The organism is Chitinivorax tropicus (assembly GCF_014202905.1).
Taxonomy (GTDB): Bacteria; Pseudomonadota; Gammaproteobacteria; order Burkholderiales; family SCOH01; genus Chitinivorax; species Chitinivorax tropicus.
Genome location: NZ_JACHHY010000024.1, coordinates 1 through 17,899, shown reverse-complemented (window position 1 = coordinate 17,899; position 17,899 = coordinate 1). Strand labels below are relative to the sequence as shown.

Sequence of the window (17,899 nt, the reverse complement as noted above, 5' to 3'; positions counted from 1 at the left end):
TAGCAGGAATGAGGTAATACGTTGTCGCATCTGGAGAATCGCGCCGTGGAAGAAGGCGTATTATATGTGTTGGCCACCCCCATTGGGAATTTACGCGATTTAAGTCCGCGTGCGCTGGATATCCTGCGGGGTGTCGATGTGATCGCAGCGGAAGACACACGGGTCACACAGAAGCTGCTGGCCTCATTCCAGATTCTGACCAAAACGGTATCGGTACGCGAGCACAACGAGCGGCGCGAAGCAGAACGTATCATCACATGGCTACGTGAGGGCAAATCCGTGGCGCAAGTGTCCGACGCTGGCACCCCCGCCGTCAGTGACCCAGGCGCGATTCTGGTCGATGCTGTCCGGGAGGCTGGTTTCAAGGTTGTCCCCATCCCCGGCTGCAGCGCCGTGGTCACCGCCTTGTCGGCCAGCGGCTTCACCCAGAATCAGTTCCTGTTCTATGGTTTTCTGCCACCTAAATCAGGGCAGCGCAAAAAGGCGCTCCAACCCTTGCTGGATGCGCCTCACGCCTTGGTGTTCTATGAAGCGCCGCACCGTATCGAGGAATGCCTCGCAGACATGTCCGAGGTCTTTGGTGCTGAGCGGCGTGTTCTGCTGGCCCGCGAGCTGACCAAAACCTTCGAGACCATTCACCGCTGCCCACTGGGCGAGGTCGCGGCTTGGTTTGCCGCAGACAGCAATCAGACCCGGGGTGAATTCGTGGTGATCATCGAGGGAGCCCCGGCAATCGAAGCCGATGCGTCGATCAGCCCCGAGATACTGCGTGTGCTTGGCATCTTGCTGAAAGATCTGCCGGTCAAGCAGGCGGCGGGCTTGGCGGCGGAGATCACCGGCGCCAACAAGAAACAGCTATACGACGCGGCGCTCAAGCTCAAGGCAAATGATTGAAGCACGTTATAATGCTTGCTTGTTCTCATTGATCTTGCGAGCCGCCTCATGACCCAGCAACTCACCCTGACCCGCCCTGACGATTGGCATCTCCACCTCCGCGATGGCCTTGCCATGCGCGACGTGCTGCAAGACACGGCCCGCCAATTCGGGCGAGCCATCGTGATGCCGAACTTGAAGCCACCGGTCACCTCGGTCGAATTGGCTGGGGCGTATCGCGAGCGCATTCTGGCGGCCCTGCCGGCAGGCAGTCGGTTCGAGCCGCTGATGGTGTTGTATCTGACTGACCTGACCTCGCCAGCCGAGGTCGTCAAGGCCAAACAAAGCGGGTTCGTCAAAGCCATCAAACTTTACCCCGCCGGGGCCACCACCAATTCGGATTCCGGCGTGACAGACCTGCTGGGCAAATGTGCCACCGTGCTGGCCGAGATGGAAAAACAGGGACTCCCACTGCTGGTACATGGTGAAGTCACGGACGGCGAGGTGGACGTGTTTGATCGCGAGGCGGTGTTCATCGATCGCGTCATGATACCGCTCACCCGCCAGTTCCCTGGTTTGAAAGTGGTTTTCGAGCACATCACCACCAAACAGGCCGCCCAGTTTGTGATGGCTGCCCCTGACAACATCGGCGCCACGCTGACACCACAGCATCTGCTGATGAACCGCAACGCACTGTTCATCGGCGGCGTGCGCCCGCATCACTACTGTCTGCCCGTGTTGAAACGCGAGGAGCACCGCGTGGCGCTGCTGACAGCCGCCACCAGCGGCAGCCCGAAATTCTTCCTCGGCACGGATTCCGCCCCTCACGCCAAACACACCAAGGAAGCGGCCTGTGGCTGTGCCGGCATCTACTCCGCCCATGCCGCCATCGAGCTGTACGCTGAAGCATTTGAAAGTGTTGACGCGCTCGACAAGCTGGAAGCCTTCGCCAGCTTCAACGGCGCTGACTTCTACGAGCTGCCACGCCATACCGACACCATCACCCTGGCGAGGGAAAGCTGGACGGTGCCTGCAGAGTATCAATTCGGTGACTCGACTGTCGTACCCCTGCGTGCGGGTGAGATCATCAGCTGGAAGATGCGCTGAGTCAGCTCATCCCGTTGGCGGTTTCAAGCTGCTGGGCCAGCCGCTGACTGGCCCAGTCGATGAACACCCGAGTCTTGGCGGGCAACAGTGTACGTGAAGGCGTGACCACATAGACCGAGCGGCGCGGCCCCACTGACCACGTCGGCAGAATCTTCACCAGCTCGCCATTTGCCAATTCGTCCTGCACCGCCCAGTCCGCCGATGCGATCACCCCAAGACCACAACAAGCCGCACGCAACAAGGTGACTACGTCATCCGATGCCAAGCGCACGATGGGCTGCACCAGCACCTGCTGCCCAGCTTCGCTCAACAGCCATTCAGCGGGTTGTGCAGCGCCGGTATAGATCAGCCCATCAAATGCATCCAACATGGCCGGGTGAGTGGGCATGCCTTTACGCTGTAGATAATCTGGCGAGGCATAGAGATACTTACCGTATTCCGCGACCGGCCTCGCCACCAGACCGCTGTCAGACAGGGTTTCGCCCAGCCGGATCGCCACATCGAAGTGTTCAGCCACCAGATCCACATATTGATCAGTATGCCGTGCATCCACTTGGATTTCCGGGTGGGCGGCCATGAATTCCGGCAGCCAAGGTGAGATACAACGATGAGCAAACGTGCGCGGCAATGACAGGCGCAACCAACCACGTGGCACGCTGACCAAGGTATTGGCCTCCTGCTGAGCACTGGTCAATTCCTCCAAGGCGCGGCTGACCCGTTCCAGATAGCGCTGCCCAGCCTCGGTCAGTGCAAGGCGGCGCGTCGTCCGCTCGAACAGCTTGACGCCTAGATGCTGCTCCAGTGCATGAACCCGGCGGGTCAACACCGAAGCATCTTTCCCGATCACATCCGCCGCCCCAGCAAAACTGGCCTGCCTGGCAACCGCCATGAACGTCGTGAGCTGCTCGATGGAGGGTGGCAACATTGATTCTTGCATAATTTGCATGAGTAAATTGCCTTTCAAGAATTGATATGCAATGCATGCAATAGTTTAATCGAACTTCCTTTTGAACTGGGAGGTCTACAAATGAAAGTCATGTCTTTATCTGCACCAGGCTTGGCAAACCTGCAATCCGTGACGCTGGAAACACCCACACCGGGCCATGGCGAAGTCTTGGTCAAGCTCCATGCCGCAAGCCTGAACTACGTGGATTGGATGATCGTGCAAGGCATGTTCCCCGGCATACCTTATCCTATCGTCCCTGTGGCCGATGGGGCCGGCGAAATCGCCGCGCTGGGTGATGGGGTAACGGATTGGCAAGTCGGTGATCGTGTTGTTCCACACTTTTACCCACACTGGGCAACTGGCCCCATCTCACCGACCGGCTTGCAGCGCGCACGCGGGCTGTCCGTCCCTGGCTCTTTGGCAGAGTTTACCGTGGTGCCCGCCGCCGGTCTGATCCGGACACCTGCGCACCTGACCGATCGGGAGGCAGCCACCTTACCCATCGCCGCCACCACAGCCTGGAATGCCATCAAAGCAGGCCGGTTGACACCCGGCTCCACCGTGCTATTGCTCGGCACCGGCGTGGTCAGCCTGTATGCCTTGCAATTCGCCAAGGCCAGTGGCGCCAAGGTCATCATTACCTCGTCCTCAGATGCCAAGCTGGATGCTGTGCGTCGGATGGGTGCCGATCACACCATCAATTACCGGAGCACACCGGCGTGGGATGTGGAAGTCCAACGCTTGACCGAAGGCCGAGGCGTGGATCTGGTCGTGGAGACAGGCGGCAATGCGACATTCGGTCAATCATTGAACGCCGCGGCACTTGGGGCAACTATCTTTGTAATCGGCATGGTCACCGGCCACATGCTGCAACTCAACCTGCTGCCACTCATCACCAAGGGGCTCCGCCTGCAGGGCAACAACACTGGCAGTGTGGCGGATCTGGCGGAAGCGGCCAGGGCCATCACCGCCCATCAGATCCGACCACTGCTCGGCCCAAGCCTGGATTGGCGACACAGTGCCGAGGCGCTGGCCTGCCTTGAAACCAGCCAGCATCTGGGTAAGATCACTTTGCAGATTGCGGCATGACAAATTGGCCAGCAGCAGCCGATGCGAATACAAGCCATGATAGAATGCCATCTGAAGTCAGCCAGACAATCGCTGCCCGAGCAATCGGGGGGAGGAAAGTCCGGGCTCCACAGAGCAGGGTGACGGCTAACAGCCGTACGTCGCAAGGCGAGGAATAGGGCCACAGAGACGAGCGTATTCAGTTACGGTGAAACGCGGTAACCTCCACCCGGAGCAATGCCAAATAGGCGGACGATGAAGTTGCTCGCCGAGTCCGCGGGTAGGCAGCTTGAGCCTTGGAGCAATGCAAGGCCTAGAGGAATGATTGTCCACGACAGAACCCGGCTTACCGGCTGACTTCTCCTGTCATCTCAACGGGCTGCCCAGTGCAGCCCGTTTACTTTTCCAGGGCGAAATAGCATGCCACCCACCCTGGCACTGGCCGCTGAGCGGGTTTCACGTTAATCTAGTCTGAGTTGATTTGGCCGCTGATTCCCCAAAAATGGAAGTTGAACTCAAACTACTGATCGATGCGAGTGATATCGGCAAGCTGCTGAAAGACCCGCTCCTGAAGCCTGCCGCAAAGACCCGCAGTCGGCAGATCCAACTGGAAAACATCTATTTCGATACCGCCGAGCGTGAGCTGCAGGCCGCTCGGATCGGCCTGCGATTGAGGCGAATAGGCAATCAGTGGCTGCAAACCATCAAAGGCGGCGGCCAGGTGATCGGTGGATTACACGCCAGACCAGAGCTGGAATACCCCGTCAGCAGCCGTGTACTCGATTTTGAGCCAGCGGCAGACAGCCCTTGGGCAGCTTGGTTCGATGTAGATCGGGTCAGCCGCCTGGCACCGGTGTTTGCAACCAATTTCCACCGCACGGTGCGCCTGTTGCGCCCTGCAGAAGATGTCGAGATCGAGCTGGCGCTGGATCAAGGTGAAATTGTCGTGGCGGACAAATCCGAGCCGCTGTGCGAAATCGAGCTGGAGCTGAAGCGCGGCCCAGTGTCTGCATTGTTCGACCTGGCTTTGGCGCTGGCGGAGCGGTTCCATATCCAGATCGAGAATGCCAGCAAGGCTGAGCGGGGCTATCGTCTGGCCTATGGTGAGTCGGTGACGCCTCCCCAGAAGTGGGCGCTGCCCATGATCGATGACACCATGCCGCTGTTTGGGGCGGTGCAAGCCTTGGCGGACAGCTTGTTTGGCCATTTCCAGCAGAATGAACGTGGCTTTCTCACGCACCCGGATGATCTGGAATACCTGCATCAGATGCGAGTGGCCCTGCGACGGCTGCGGGTGCTGCTGGGCACATTCCGCGACGTGCTCCCCGACCCGGCGACAGTCCAGCACCTGAACGGCGAATTACGTTGGCTGGGAGGGCTGCTGGGTGAGGCCCGGGATTGGGACGTGCTGTTGAACGAAACGCTGCCCCCCTTATTGCAGAACATTGGCCCACACCCCGCACGCAGCCGGCTGCACGCCAGGCTGGTGGCATGCGGCTACAGCGCACATGATGAAGCCAGATTGGCCCTGACTAGCCGACGCTATCAGCTTTGCCTGCTGACCTGGGGGCGGTATTTCACGGCGCTTGCCCACCATGTAGCCAGCACCACTTTCGGTGAGGCGTTGGTTCCGTTGCTGCAAAGACAATCCAAACGCCTGCAGAAAGCACTGCAGGCGGCTGCAGAGGTCGATGAAGCGTTGCATCAGAGTCGCATCCAGGCCAAGAAGCTCCGCTATCTGGGTGAGTTTTCAGAAACGACATTTGCAGGCCGTCGCTATGAGCGATATGCAGATTGGCTGGCCCGGCTGCAGACCGAGCTGGGCCGCAGCAATGATCATCGTGTAGCCATTGCCCGCCTGGCGGGGGTGATGGGACACATCCGCAAGACTGATGAGGCTGAGTTGATCGGCATGCTGCGTGGCTGGTTGATGGCCAGCCAGCTGGCACCGCAGGATATCGATAGACTACCGCCTAAACCGTACTGGTAAATCAATGTGCCCGGTTTGACCCACCCATCGCAGCCGGTCATGTGCCTTACCCAAGGAGCACATTTTGCTCAGTGTTGTCCTACTCATTATCGGGGCCCTGGTCGCCGGGGCTTTACTTGAAAGCTTCCAGGCAGGGCTGCTGGGCGCCATCATCGGCTGGCTGACAGGCATGTTGCTGACCATGCAATCACGGCTGGCCGACAGCAACACAGACAATGCCCGGCTCAATGAACAGCTCGATCAATTGAGAGCGCATTTCAACCAGGTCACGCTCGATATCCATGAGCGGATCAGCCGCCTGGAACACGCCCAACCAGCCACGACGGCGCCCCCTGCTGTCATGGCCGAGCCCCTGACGGCTGCTCCGCCGCCGGCAGATGCAGCCCCCGCCGAGGACGATCAACCAATCCGTGCATTGGCATTTGATGAGGCGGCGATTCTACAGGCCATGCCAGAGCCGACCCATGAGGAGGACAAACCAGCTGAGCCTCCTTTCATCGAATTCAGCCCGCCACCAGCAAGCAACGAGACCATCGAGCAGCCCGCTGAGACTACACCACCGCCCGTTTCGCCAGTGCCCGCCCCCCCAGCATCAGTGCACCAGCGGCAGCCCCAGCCCACACCTGCCGAGCCCGATTGGCTATCACGCAGATTGGCGGCATTGCAGGCCTGGCTGTTGGGCGGCAATACGGTGCTGCGGATCGGCATCCTGCTGTTGTTCCTGGGCTTGGCTTTCCTGCTGCGCTATGCGTCGGAGCGGGTCGTAGTGCCGGTGGAGCTACGTTACGCCAGCGTGGCCTTGGCGGCGGTCTCGTTGCTGGTGATCGGCTGGCGGGTGCGGACCAAGCAAGCCACTTATGGGCTGGCCATGCAAGGGACGGGTATCGCAGTCCTCTATCTCACGGTATTTGCCGCGATGCGGTTGCACCCACTGATCCCCCCTCAAGTGGGGTTTGCATTGTTGGTGCTCATCACCCTGTGTGCCGCCGCCCTGGCGATCTTGCAGGACGCACTGGCTCTTGCCTTGGCGGGCACCTTGGGTGGGTTTGCCGCACCAATCCTGGCCTCGACTGGCGGTGGTAATCATGTTGCGCTGTTCAGCTATTTTGCCTTGTTGAACGCGGGCATCTTCTGCATTGCCTGGTTCAAAGCTTGGCGCATGCTGAATCTAGTCGGTTTTATCGGCACCTTCGGCATCGGCACCGCATGGGGCCTGCGCAGCTACCACCCGACATTGTTTGCCAGCACCGAGCCCTTTCTGGTGTTGTTCTTCCTGATGTATCTCGCCATTGGCCTGCTGTTTGCCCGGCGAACCCTGCGCGACGCCCAGGCTGCGCCGAACCCAGCTGACCGACAGGCCCTGCTTGCCTGGTCGGCCAGACAAGCCAACTATGTCGATGGTACGGTGTTGTTTGGCACACCGCTGATTGGGTTTGGTCTGCAATATGCGGTAATCCGCCACCTGACTTTTGGCCCGGCATTCAGCGCGCTGGCCATAGGCGGGGTGTATCTGATCCTGGCCAGCTGGCTGCATCGTCACTCACAATGGCGACACATGTTGTTGATGGAGATTCTGCTGGCGCTGGGCGTGGTTTTCGGCACGCTGGCCATCCCTCTGGGGCTGGATGCTGAATGGACTTCCGCCGCCTGGGCGGTGGAAGGAGCTGGCATCTTCTGGGTGGGCCTGCGCCAACGACGCCCGATTGCGCGTGCCTTCGCCTTGTGTCTGCAATTCATTGCGTTGCTGGCTTACCTGAACACCTTGAGCACGGGCACGGACACACTGCTGACAGGCTCGGCGCTGGGGGCCATCATGTTGGGTGGCGCCCTGTTGTTCAGCTACTGGCAGTTGCGCAACGCACCAGTCGAGCCGCAACACCGCTGGGAACGCCCTGGCCTGTTGTCCTGGGCTGGGCTGGCCATGCTCGATCTGATCCCTGCCCTGTGGCTGGATGCCCAGGGTGCCACCATGGCCTGGGCGCTCATGGGGCTGATCACGCTCTACCTCGGCTTACGCCTGCAAGATCGCAACTGGTTGTTTGCAGCGCTGGCTGTTCAGGCCATGGGGGGGCTCGTCTTCCTGCTGCATCTACAGGCTGGTGATCAAGGTGCCGTGCTGGCATCGGGCTGGCGAGGCTTACTTGCCGCCAGCATGCTGGGCTTGGCAGCCATTGCCGGGCTGGCCATGGCCATGCGCGACCCGGTCGCCAAAACTGATCCCGCCGTGATGCGGCCTTTGGGTCTGGGCATGTTGTCCGGTTTGGTATTCATCAATCTGGCTGTGCTGTTCGTCGCCCCCTGGAAGACCACCAGCGCGGTGTGGGCCGTCAGCGGGCTGGGCATCATCTGGCTGAGCGCTTGGCTGAAACAACGCTGGGCGCTGTTGTTTGGGCTGGTGCTACAGATCGTTGGTGGCGCTGCATTGATCTGGTCATTGTCCGATCATGTCTTCCTAGACCCGACGCTGACACCATTGGGGCATATCGATTTCTGGGCACCCGCCACCCTGGCACTGGCAGCCTATCTGGGCGGATGGCGCCTGTGGCGTGAAACCCAGCGGCAACCCGGCGCAGATCAGCTGATGGCCGGCCTAGGCCACATCAGCAGCGTATTGCTGACATGGGCCACCGCCTGGTGGGCCTATGCCTGGTCAACCGAGCTTTGGCGCCTGTTCGACGCCCAACCCACCCGGCACCTGCTACTCGTGGTATTGACCTTGTCGGTCTGGGCATGGCAAGCGGTCGCCCGCCGCTGGCAATGGCAGGCCATGGCCGTGCTCAGCGCCATGCTGATGCCCGCTGCAGGCGGCCTGTTGCTGATCAGCGTGGTGGATGCCTCTCCCTATCACCCACTGGCCGACTGGGGCTGGCTGGGCTGGACGCTGGTGGTGGCCATGCACGGTCTGACCTTACGTAAGCTGGATCAGCACTACCCGGTGCCGATTGCCCGCATGGCACATGTGGGTGGCGTATGGGTGATGCTACTGATGCTGTCATGTGAGATGCGTGCCTTACTGCTGCAGCTGAGCGATGAACATACCGCTTGGCGCTGGCTGGGCGGGGTCGTGGTACCCGCAGCCTATCTGGTCGCCATGACATCGCAACGCATTGCACGTTGGTGGCCCATCCAACAGTACGAGGCCCGCTACCGCAATACTGCGGCCTGGCCGGTGGCGGTGGTCAGCCTGGGCTGGTTCTGGCTCAGCAATGTGATGAGCCCAGGCCTGGCTGCCCCACTCCCCTACCTGCCGCTGCTCAATCCCTTGGAAATTGGCCAACTGCTGGTATTGGCGAGCATTGTGCTCTGGCTGCAAGCCCGCGCTGAGACATGGCCGCCCACCATCGCCCGGCCACATTGGCAGGTCGCAGTAGGCGCCTCGCTCTGGTTGATGCTGAGTTGCGCGGTCTTCCGTGGCGCCCATCAGCTGGCCGATGTGCCCTTCCAGTTTGAGGATCTGATGCGCTCAATGTTGGTGCAAGCCAGCCTGTCGCTGGTGTGGAGCCTCGCAGCGCTGGGCCTGATGATTACCGCCCATCGTCGTGGCTGGCGGCAGGTATGGATGATCGGCGCAGCATTGGCTGGCATCGTCGTCACCAAACTGTTTCTGGTGGAATTGGGCAACCGAGGTGGACTGGCACGGATCGTCTCATTCATCGGCGTAGGCGTCTTGCTGCTGATCGTGGGCTATTTTGCCCCCCTGCCCCCCAAACCCGCCAGCCAAGCAAAAGAGGACAACCCATGAAACGCTTGAACCGCCCTGCCTGGGCATGGCTGCTGGCCACCCTGCCGAGCATTGCCCTGGCCAGCCCCGCAGCAGAAGCACCGATCCACGTCCAAGGTAGTGGGCCTTTTCACCGGCTGACAGTACCGATGTCAGTCGTGCTGGCCGCCAGCGACCCCTATCTTGCCGATCTGCGCGTATTCAACAACCAAGGCGAGGCCGTCCCTTTCAGCCTGATCCGCGAGACAGGCCAAAGCAGGCAGGCACTCAACCACACCGAGCTGCTTCCCTTCCCGCTCAAGGGCGAGCCCGGCCAGCCGGCTGATACGATGATGGTTCAGGTGTCACGTAACAACGAGGGCACGGTAATACAGGTCAGCCCGCAGGCTGCCCCGAGCCGCCAAGCCGAAACCGTTGGCTATGTGCTGGATGCCAGCCGTATCGATGCGCCTCTGGTGCGGCTCAACCTGGACTGGGACGCGAGCCAGACCGGCTTTCAGCGTGTCCGTATCGAAACCAGCGACGACCTGCGCAGCTGGCACCCACTGAATGTCGCGCAACTGGCACGGCTTGCCTACAATGGGCAACAGATCAGCCAACAAACCATTGAGCTCGATCACACTCGCGCACGTTACCTGCGCCTGCTGTGGGAATCCCCACAAAGCGCGCCTCGCCTGGACAAAGTCAGCCTGGCTTATGGCGACCGCACTTGGCAGGCGGCTCCCACCGTGTGGTCTGGCCCGCTGCAAGCCAGCCACGATGCCAAGCACGGCTTGGTATTGACATTGCCCCGCCCCCTGCAGATCGATCAACTGGACATCCAGTTGGCGCAGACCAACACCCTGATCCCAGTACAGATTGCTGGCCGTCAAGAAGCCCGCCAAACCTGGATGCCATTGGTCAGCGATGTGGTATACCGCCTGCAGCAACAGGGGGGAGAATGGACACACCAGCAACTTCAGCTGCCCGGCACGCTGGTGAAATATCTATCGATCCAGGCCGACGAACGCGGTGGTGGTTTCGGCCAGCCGCTGCCCACCTTCCGTATCGGCAGTACCGCCCATCAGCTGGTGTTTCTGGCCAAGGGCAACGGGCCATACCGACTACAGGTCGGGCAAGCGGGCAAGCAATCGATCAGCCTGCCCATCGACACACTGATCCCCGGCTGGGGCACCCCACGTGCACCCACCATCACGACAGCCTCGCTGGGTGAGCTACACTCATCGAGCGGTGCCAACTTGGGCCAAAGTGTCACCCTCAACGACACCTCCACCCCAGATTGGAACAAAGCCGCACTATGGGTCGTCTTGCTGCTTGGCGTTGCGGTGCTGGGTGGCATGGTCTGGCAACTGACCCGCTCCAGACCCAAACAATGAAGGCATCACCTGGTGACAGGGTATGGCGTTCCAATCAAGCGCACACGCATCAGGCACCAGATGAAAACGCCCGCCATGGCATATACATTGGCGGGCTATGTCGTGCAAATCATGCAGGAACACCACATAGCGACCGGCCAAATTGCGCGAAATGAAATGAATTGACGATCCGAGGCGGCAGGCAAAGTCAGCACCGGGGTCAAAGTAGAAAGGGCACGGCAAGGACTGGTTGCCCGTGCGCTTTACACCTAGGCAGGTTTACTGGGCCAGTGCGGAATACCGGACAAGCTATGAAACCCCGCATAAGCGCGTGATTTCAAATCAGGTCGTGACTGCCACAGGCAAACTGACCAAATGAAAAGGGCTGCTTGAAAAGCAGCCCATGTCACAGCATGACTTGCCGCACATCACACCAGGATCAAGCGAACATCAATGTTGCCGCGCGTCGCGTTGGAATATGGGCACACCTGATGCGCCTGATCGATCAAGCTTTGCGCCAAGGCACGATCCATTCCTGGCAGGTCTATCTTCAACTCAACCTCAATACCAAAGCCATTTGGAATCGGGCCAATACCAACCGTGCCCTCTATGGCAGTATCAGCCGGCAAGGCCATCTTGTTCCGGCCAGCAACGAATTTCAGCGCGCCGATGAAACATGCAGAGTATCCCGCAGCAAACAATTGCTCAGGATTGGTACCCTCACCACCTGCGCCACCTAGCTCCTTAGGCGTGGTCAGCTTGACATCCAACATCTGATCGGACGATACCGCACGACCATCCCGACCGCCAGTTGCTTTTGCGGTAGCCCGATACAACACTTTTTCAACTGCCATCTGTATAACTCCTTTAAATACTATTGAATAGCACACTACCATTTAAATGGAAATAGGAGTGCACGCCAACGTACCGCCCGCGCCAATCAAGGCGTATCAGCAAACTGCATCAACCTGCTTCTTAAGGCTTCCAATTCTCGCTTGATCAACGACAATATTTCTGCGTCGCATGCCACTGCGCAGAGCAATATGTCTGGAATTGCCAACGCTTTCTCCCGTAACGCTTGGCCCGCCTCAGTTAAGGTGATGATCACTTGACGCTCATCGCTCAAGTCACGGGTTCGACACACCAGATCTTGAGCCTCCATACGCTTTAAAAGCGGTGTCAACGTGGCGGAGTCCAGAAACAAACGCTCACCGATGTCTTTGACCAGAAGCGAATTCTTTTCCCACAACACCACCATGACCAGATACTGGGGATAGGTCAGCGCCAGCGGCTTCAAAAGTCGCCGATATACCTTATTCATCGCCAATGAGGTTGAGTACAGTGTGAAACACAACTGATTGTCCAACCTTAATGAGTCGATGTTACTCTCCACTGCTTTTAATCCCATTGCACAGTTATTACTACCCATAATACATGCCAAACTATTAAATAGCAAACTATTTAATAGTTCAAAAAATTCCCCATATCTCCAATTTCAATCAGAGATACGGGGAAATGGTCTTTCTTACCGCTACTTACTTAGGTGGCGTGTAAGGAGAGTCCGGGATACGGCAAGGTTTCACGTCCGATTCCAGTGCAGACAACCTAAATACGTAGTTTGTGGTCGCCTCGCTACCTGCCACCATGGTTCGTGCAGAAATACGAACCACATGCCAGAGCGCGCTGGACTTCGGATAGGAATAAGTGAAATTCACCTTCCCGTCACTTTCAGTCACTACCTCACCAGGAACTGAACCAACATTACCATTTGTCGGCGTCAACTGGCCGGGGAATGCGTCAGGAACATCACTTGCTGCACCCAAATCGTACTTCACACCCCGCCATAAACCAGGGCTGGTAACGGCACCAGTAACTGGATCTTTCTCACCATTCAACGAAAGATCCAAGCCTAGGGATTTAAGGAACGCCTTTTCACTAGGCCACTCAGTGATGTAATTGTTGGTGATAGCACAACCACTACCCGTCGAGAAATATATCGGGTTCACGCTCAGTGTGACTTTAGCACCAGGAACCGGATTACCTTTCCCATCCACAACATGAACAGACATTGCCAAGTAGTAGTTGGGGTCGATATCTTTCACTGCAAGTTTGGTATCTTGTGCGAAACCAATCGATGCAGCTTGGCCACCAACATCAATATCTACAGGGCCCGCCTTGACGCCGACACCACCCACGATATCCGCATTCAGCGTCACTTTTCCAGGTTGAGAGCCCGATGTAAAGGTGGTAGTCGCCACCCCGGTCGCATCAGTGAATGCAATGGTTGGGCCCACCGACTCACCACTTGAAGTGGATTTTACGATACTGAAGCTGACAGGTGCATTCAGCACAGGATTACCAGCTGGATCAGTTACCCTGGCACTCAGTAATACACTGTTCTTCTTGGTGTCTGTACTCACTGCAACAGAAGCTGGAGAAGCCTGGAGTACCACGGTCGCGTTGTTTGTATTACCGGTACCCACCGCCAACGTCAGATTGGCACGGGAACTTACCTGATCAGCGCGGTAGGCATCAATGGTCACCGCACCCGAGGCAGCCGATTTAAATGTTGCTTTTGCAGCCCCGCCTACAACAGGAACTGAAATCACGCTTTTGTTTGTCCAAGTCCCGTCCGTATTTTTCCAAGCACCTGTCGATGCAGCGAAGACAACGGTCGTTTGCGCCCCAGCACCAGGAACCGCAACAGCCACTTCAGTTTCCGAACCGATAGCAATGATTGTATTGCTCGCGGGCTGAGTAAATGCGAAACCACCCGTTCCCCCGGTAACGGTCAAGTCAAGGCTGCCTGAAGCACCTGCCGCCTTGGCAACCACAGTCGTGGCACCCGCATTTGCGCCGGTTACTGACAGTGATGCATCACCATTCGCATCAGTATTGACCGTGTTATTGCTGGTGACGCTACCCGTACCAGTTGAAGAAATGGATACCGCCGCATTTGTGATTGCCTTGCCACCGGCATCTCTCACAGAGACTACAACACCCGCGTTCCCACCACTGGGAACAGACGTGCTGCTGCCGGTTGCGAGCTTCATGGTCAGAGTAGTTCCAACGATATCGACTGGAACCAAAGCTTTCACATTGGTGGCAGGCGCAACGACACTGATGGTCTCAGTGCGATTGAACTTGGATTCGGCGGAAAGGCCTGTGCTGAATTTGGCAGAAATTTTACCCGTGGCATCTGTAGTGGTAGTGGTCGCCTGAATTTCACCAGATCCGCTACTGAACTGGACAACAGCATCTTTCACAGCGACATTGTTCGCATCCAAGGCAGTCACAACAACATGCAGTGAATCACTATTGTCTGTTTTTACTGAATTTTTGGGTTGATTGGTTGTCGTGTCCGCAACAGTTGCGATCGATAGTTTTGCTACTTGTGGAGTCGCAGGTGGTGGTGGAGTGGTACTTCCGCCCCCCCCTCCGCCACTGCAAGCAGTGAGGGCCACGAAGGCCAATGACGATGCGGCCAACAGCGCATGCTGCAGAATCCGCGGAACAAATGACGTCTTCAATTTTGTATTCCTTATAGCGCTGGTTAACTTAAATCGAGGCGGGAATGATCCAGACTATATTTCTAATTCATTCGGAATTTAAGCCCAAGTTCTAGCTCTTCGCAAGCCCATGCTACTCGCAAATAAAAAGCCCCGCTTATCACGGGGCTTCATTATATGACAAATTAATGGGATTGGGATATTACATATCCATTCCGCCCATTCCACCCATACCCCCACCCATTGGCATGGCGGGTTTGTCTTCGGGCAGTTCTGCAACCATGCAATCCGTTGTCAGCATCAGGCCAGCAACAGATGCAGCATTTTGCAGCGCGGAGCGGGTTACCTTGGTCGGGTCCAGAACGCCCATCTCAACCATATCACCATATTCGCCAGTTGCTGCGTTGTAGCCAAAGTTACCCGAGCCTTCCAGGACACGATTGACAACAACAGAGGGCTCGTCACCGGTGTTGGCAACGATCTGACGCAACGGTGCTTCAATTGCTTTCAGAACGATCTTCACGCCGGCGTCTTGATCATGGTTGTCGCCCTTCACGGCAGACAAGGTGGAACGTGCACGCAGCAGCGCAACGCCGCCACCTGCAACAATGCCTTCCTCAACCGCCGCACGGGTCGCATGCAGCGCATCTTCCACGCGAGCCTTCTTCTCTTTCATCTCGACTTCAGTTGCCGCACCAACCTTGATCACGGCAACGCCGCCTGCCAGCTTGGCAACACGCTCTTGCAGCTTCTCACGATCGTAGTCGCTGGTTGCTTCTTCGATCTGCTTGCGGATGGTTGCAACGCGTGCCTTGATATTGTCTTCGGTGCCAGCGCCATCGATGATGGTGGTATTTTCCTTACCCACTTCGATACGCTTGGCTTGGCCCAGGTCCGCCAGAGTAGCTTTTTCCAGAGTCAGGCCGACTTCTTCAGCAATGACCGTGCCACCAGTCAGAATGGCGATGTCTTCCAACATGGCCTTACGGCGATCACCAAAGCCAGGCGCCTTGACAGCGACAGTCTTCAGAATGCCACGGATGTTGTTCACAACCAATGTTGCCAGCGCTTCGCCTTCAACATCTTCAGCAATGATCAGCAGTGGGCGGCCCGCCTTGGCAACTTGCTCCAGAACCGGCAGCAGGTCACGGATGTTGGAGATCTTCTTGTCGAACAGCAGGACGAAAGGATTGTCCAGCGAAGCGATTTGCTTGTCAGGGTTGTTGATGAAGTATGGGCTCAGGTAGCCACGGTCGAATTGCATACCTTCAACCACTTCCAACTCATTGTTCAGTGACTTGCCATCTTCAACGGTAATCACGCCCTCTTTACCAACCTTGTCCATTGCGTCCGCAATGATTTGGCCGATGGAGCTATCGCTGTTGGCGGAGATCGAACCAACCTGTGCAATTTCCTTGCTGGTAGTGGTCGGCTTACTGTTCTTCTTCAGCTCTTCGACCAAAGCAACGACTGCCTTGTCGATACCACGCTTCAGATCCATTGGGTTCATGCCAGCAGCAACGTATTTCATGCCTTCTTGAACAATGGCTTGAGCCAGCACAGTAGCTGTAGTCGTACCGTCACCCGCAACATCAGAAGTCTTGGAGGCAACTTCCTTGACCATTTGCGCGCCCATGTTCTCGAACTTGTCTTTCAGCTCGATTTCCTTGGCAACCGAAACGCCATCCTTGGTGATGGTCGGCGCGCCGAACGAACGATCCAGCACTACATTACGGCCTTTAGGGCCGAGTGTGACCTTGACAGCGTCAGCCAGGATGTTGACACCAGCAACCATTTTTTGACGAGCGGAATCGCCGAACTTAACGTCTTTTGCAGCCATTTAATATCTCCTGATTTCAGTATTCGCTAGATGGGATGGCTACAATCAGCCTTCAACCACGCCCATGATGTCTTCTTCACGCATAACCAGCAGCTCATCGCCATCAACCTTGACGGTTTGGCCTGCGTATTTACCAAAGATCACCTTATCGCCAACTTTCAGTTCCAGCGCGCGGATGTCGCCATTTTCGAGAACCTTACCCTTACCAACAGCAAGGATTTCGCCCATGTCCGGCTTTTCAGCGGCATTGCCCGGCAGAACGATACCGGATGCGGTCTTTTCTTCAGCTTCGAGGCGCTTCACGATAACGCGGTCGTGCAGAGGACGAATTTTCATAGATATCTCCTGACAAGAAATAAGTGTTGAGTCAGTGTGCAAAGCAAACGCTGTGCTGCGCAAGGCAGCATCACAGAATCGTTTACTAGCACTCAACGAGTGTGAGTGCTAATAATAGGGGCGGGTGTTGGGGATTTCAAGGGGCGGCATCAGCTTTTGTTCACAGCTACTAGCTGTACATCCTGCACAATGCGCTACGTGCTACCGCTATATCGCTGCATCAGCTATAGAGTGGTGGGGCCAACAGTCAGCCTGGTCATCCGTTCAAAATGCATGGAAAACCGGTGAAGGTAGTTTCCGCAGTATCGGTAATCGCAGGAACAACAAGAAACATGGCCTGCACACTTTATGTTTGAAATATGTCAGGCAGCTTCAGGCTTTTGATTGGCGTGCCTTACTGGAAACCTGCCAGACACTAAGAGGTGACTGATGCTGGTAAATACATTATGACATTGGAATTATTTTCACACTAACGCATATGGTTGTGTCGATCTGGTCAGCTTTTGCCTAAGCAATATGAGCATAAGCAAGCCGTGGCGTAAGGCAGGTTTGCATTCAACAATGAATCAGAATAGGGGTTACATATGCGGGAAATCAATTCCACGCTAGTCGGGACAGACCTCCTCGCGATGCTCGCTGAAGAGGAACCGCTTGAAGAGGATATCGGCATACTTGACAGTGACGGTAAGGTACTGGGTGTTGTGATCAGCCCGGAGGCGTATCGCTTCTTTCTGAAAAAATTAGAAGAAGAAGAAGAAGAAGATCGTCTCGACGACGAATCAGTCAACGAATTCCATCGACGTCCCCCCGTTTTCAGCAGCAGTCGGCTTTAGAGTCCGAGGCTAATTTAACCGATTTCTGGATAAGTGTTTTGGCATAGGCGGCAGGCGTCAAACCGCCCAGGGATCTCTTGGGTCGTTCCTCGTTGTATTCACGTCGCCAAGCTTCAATGACGACCAGTGCGTGTCGAATGCTGGTGAACCAGTGTTCATTCAGGCACTCATCACGGAAACGTCCGTTGAAGGACTCGATGTAAGCATTCTGACTTGGCTTGCCGGACTCAATGAGAAACAGTTGAACACCTCGTGCATGAGCCCATGTCAGCAGGGCCCGGCTACAGAACTCCTTGCCGTTGTCGGTTCTGATCGCCTTGG

Annotated in this window: 14 protein-coding genes and 1 other RNA gene; 8 read left to right on the top strand and 7 right to left on the bottom strand. The window is 57.0% G+C overall.

Annotation, left to right across the window (positions count from 1 at the left end):
* The first annotated feature begins 45 nt into the window (after positions 1-45).
* Positions 46-894 carry a 16S rRNA (cytidine(1402)-2'-O)-methyltransferase gene (gene rsmI / locus HNQ59_RS16365; RefSeq protein ID WP_343074305.1) on the top strand — a complete coding sequence of 283 codons (849 nt, stop codon included), beginning with the start codon at positions 46-48 and terminating at the stop codon, positions 892-894.
* 48 nt (positions 895-942) lie between these two features.
* Entirely contained in the window at positions 943-1,980 is a 1,038-nt protein-coding gene (gene pyrC, locus HNQ59_RS16360) for a dihydroorotase (protein ID WP_184041470.1), read from the top strand.
* Between the two features lies 1 nt (position 1,981).
* Here the strand turns inward: pyrC and HNQ59_RS16355 are convergent, their stop codons facing one another.
* Complete coding sequence (locus HNQ59_RS16355; protein WP_184041469.1) at positions 1,982-2,926, bottom strand: LysR family transcriptional regulator; 945 nt, start codon at positions 2,924-2,926, stop codon at positions 1,982-1,984.
* Between the two features lie 81 nt (positions 2,927-3,007).
* Between HNQ59_RS16355 and HNQ59_RS16350 the strand changes: the two genes are divergently transcribed.
* The 5 genes from HNQ59_RS16350 (at position 3,008) to HNQ59_RS16330 (ending at position 11,081) form a co-directional block, all read left to right on the top strand.
* Positions 3,008-4,015, top strand: a complete 1,008-nt coding sequence (locus tag HNQ59_RS16350) for a zinc-dependent alcohol dehydrogenase family protein (RefSeq protein ID WP_184041468.1) — start codon at positions 3,008-3,010, stop codon at positions 4,013-4,015.
* Positions 4,016-4,068: 53 nt separating this feature from the next.
* Positions 4,069-4,359, top strand: an RNA gene (gene rnpB, locus HNQ59_RS16345) — RNase P RNA component class A.
* Between the two features lie 137 nt (positions 4,360-4,496).
* Positions 4,497-5,984, top strand: a complete 1,488-nt coding sequence (locus HNQ59_RS16340) for a CYTH and CHAD domain-containing protein (protein ID WP_184041467.1) — start codon at positions 4,497-4,499, stop codon at positions 5,982-5,984.
* Between the two features lie 64 nt (positions 5,985-6,048).
* Positions 6,049-9,726: a DUF2339 domain-containing protein gene (locus HNQ59_RS16335; RefSeq protein ID WP_184041466.1), complete on the top strand. Its 3,678-nt coding sequence runs from the start codon at positions 6,049-6,051 to the stop codon at positions 9,724-9,726.
* Positions 9,723-11,081 (top strand): DUF3999 domain-containing protein, encoded by a 1,359-nt coding sequence (locus HNQ59_RS16330; protein WP_184041465.1) that lies wholly within the window; start codon positions 9,723-9,725, stop codon positions 11,079-11,081. Before HNQ59_RS16335 ends, HNQ59_RS16330 begins: the two co-directional genes overlap by 4 nt.
* A gap of 407 nt (positions 11,082-11,488) precedes the next feature.
* On the opposite strand, the gene HNQ59_RS16325 is transcribed toward HNQ59_RS16330, so the two are convergent.
* The 5 genes from HNQ59_RS16325 to groES all read right to left on the bottom strand — a co-directional run bounded on the left by HNQ59_RS16325 (position 11,489) and on the right by groES (position 16,745).
* Entirely contained in the window at positions 11,489-11,914 is a 426-nt protein-coding gene (locus HNQ59_RS16325) for an organic hydroperoxide resistance protein (protein ID WP_184041464.1), read from the bottom strand.
* Between the two features lie 86 nt (positions 11,915-12,000).
* Entirely contained in the window at positions 12,001-12,468 is a 468-nt protein-coding gene (locus HNQ59_RS16320; RefSeq protein WP_184041504.1) for a MarR family winged helix-turn-helix transcriptional regulator, read from the bottom strand.
* Positions 12,469-12,595: 127 nt separating this feature from the next.
* Positions 12,596-14,590 carry an Ig-like domain-containing protein gene (locus tag HNQ59_RS16315; RefSeq protein WP_184041463.1) on the bottom strand — a complete coding sequence of 665 codons (1,995 nt, stop codon included), beginning with the start codon at positions 14,588-14,590 and terminating at the stop codon, positions 12,596-12,598.
* Between the two features lie 181 nt (positions 14,591-14,771).
* Positions 14,772-16,409 (bottom strand): chaperonin GroEL, encoded by a 1,638-nt coding sequence (gene groL, locus HNQ59_RS16310; protein ID WP_184041462.1) that lies wholly within the window; start codon positions 16,407-16,409, stop codon positions 14,772-14,774.
* 45 nt (positions 16,410-16,454) lie between these two features.
* Positions 16,455-16,745: a co-chaperone GroES gene (groES, locus tag HNQ59_RS16305; RefSeq protein ID WP_184041461.1), complete on the bottom strand. Its 291-nt coding sequence runs from the start codon at positions 16,743-16,745 to the stop codon at positions 16,455-16,457.
* A 584-nt stretch (positions 16,746-17,329) separates the two neighbouring features.
* On the opposite strand from groES, the gene HNQ59_RS16300 reads away from it, so the two are divergent.
* Positions 17,330-17,578, top strand: a complete 249-nt coding sequence (locus HNQ59_RS16300; protein WP_184041460.1) for a hypothetical protein — start codon at positions 17,330-17,332, stop codon at positions 17,576-17,578.
* Here the strand turns inward: HNQ59_RS16300 and HNQ59_RS16295 are convergent.
* A partial coding sequence (locus HNQ59_RS16295; RefSeq protein ID WP_184041459.1) for an integrase core domain-containing protein occupies positions 17,559-17,899 on the bottom strand: 341 nt, incomplete at its 5' end. The two genes, HNQ59_RS16300 and HNQ59_RS16295, sit on opposite strands and share 20 nt — an antisense overlap.

What these genes read in the sequence shown, in the direction of transcription:
- groL (WP_184041462.1), bottom strand. Translation starts at nt 16,409, where the DNA reads ATGGCTGCAAAAGACGTTAAGTTCGGCGATTCCGCTCGTCAAAAAATG.
- groES (WP_184041461.1), bottom strand. Translation starts at nt 16,745, where the DNA reads ATGAAAATTCGTCCTCTGCACGACCGCGTTATCGTGAAGCGCCTCGAA.
- HNQ59_RS16350 (WP_184041468.1), top strand. Translation starts at nt 3,008, where the DNA reads ATGAAAGTCATGTCTTTATCTGCACCAGGCTTGGCAAACCTGCAATCC.
- pyrC (WP_184041470.1), top strand. Translation starts at nt 943, where the DNA reads ATGACCCAGCAACTCACCCTGACCCGCCCTGACGATTGGCATCTCCAC.
- HNQ59_RS16340 (WP_184041467.1), top strand. Translation starts at nt 4,497, where the DNA reads ATGGAAGTTGAACTCAAACTACTGATCGATGCGAGTGATATCGGCAAG.
- HNQ59_RS16320 (WP_184041504.1), bottom strand. Translation starts at nt 12,468, where the DNA reads ATGGGATTAAAAGCAGTGGAGAGTAACATCGACTCATTAAGGTTGGAC.
- HNQ59_RS16300 (WP_184041460.1), top strand. Translation starts at nt 17,330, where the DNA reads ATGCGGGAAATCAATTCCACGCTAGTCGGGACAGACCTCCTCGCGATG.
- HNQ59_RS16355 (WP_184041469.1), bottom strand. Translation starts at nt 2,926, where the DNA reads ATGCAAATTATGCAAGAATCAATGTTGCCACCCTCCATCGAGCAGCTC.
- HNQ59_RS16330 (WP_184041465.1), top strand. Translation starts at nt 9,723, where the DNA reads ATGAAACGCTTGAACCGCCCTGCCTGGGCATGGCTGCTGGCCACCCTG.
- HNQ59_RS16325 (WP_184041464.1), bottom strand. Translation starts at nt 11,914, where the DNA reads ATGGCAGTTGAAAAAGTGTTGTATCGGGCTACCGCAAAAGCAACTGGC.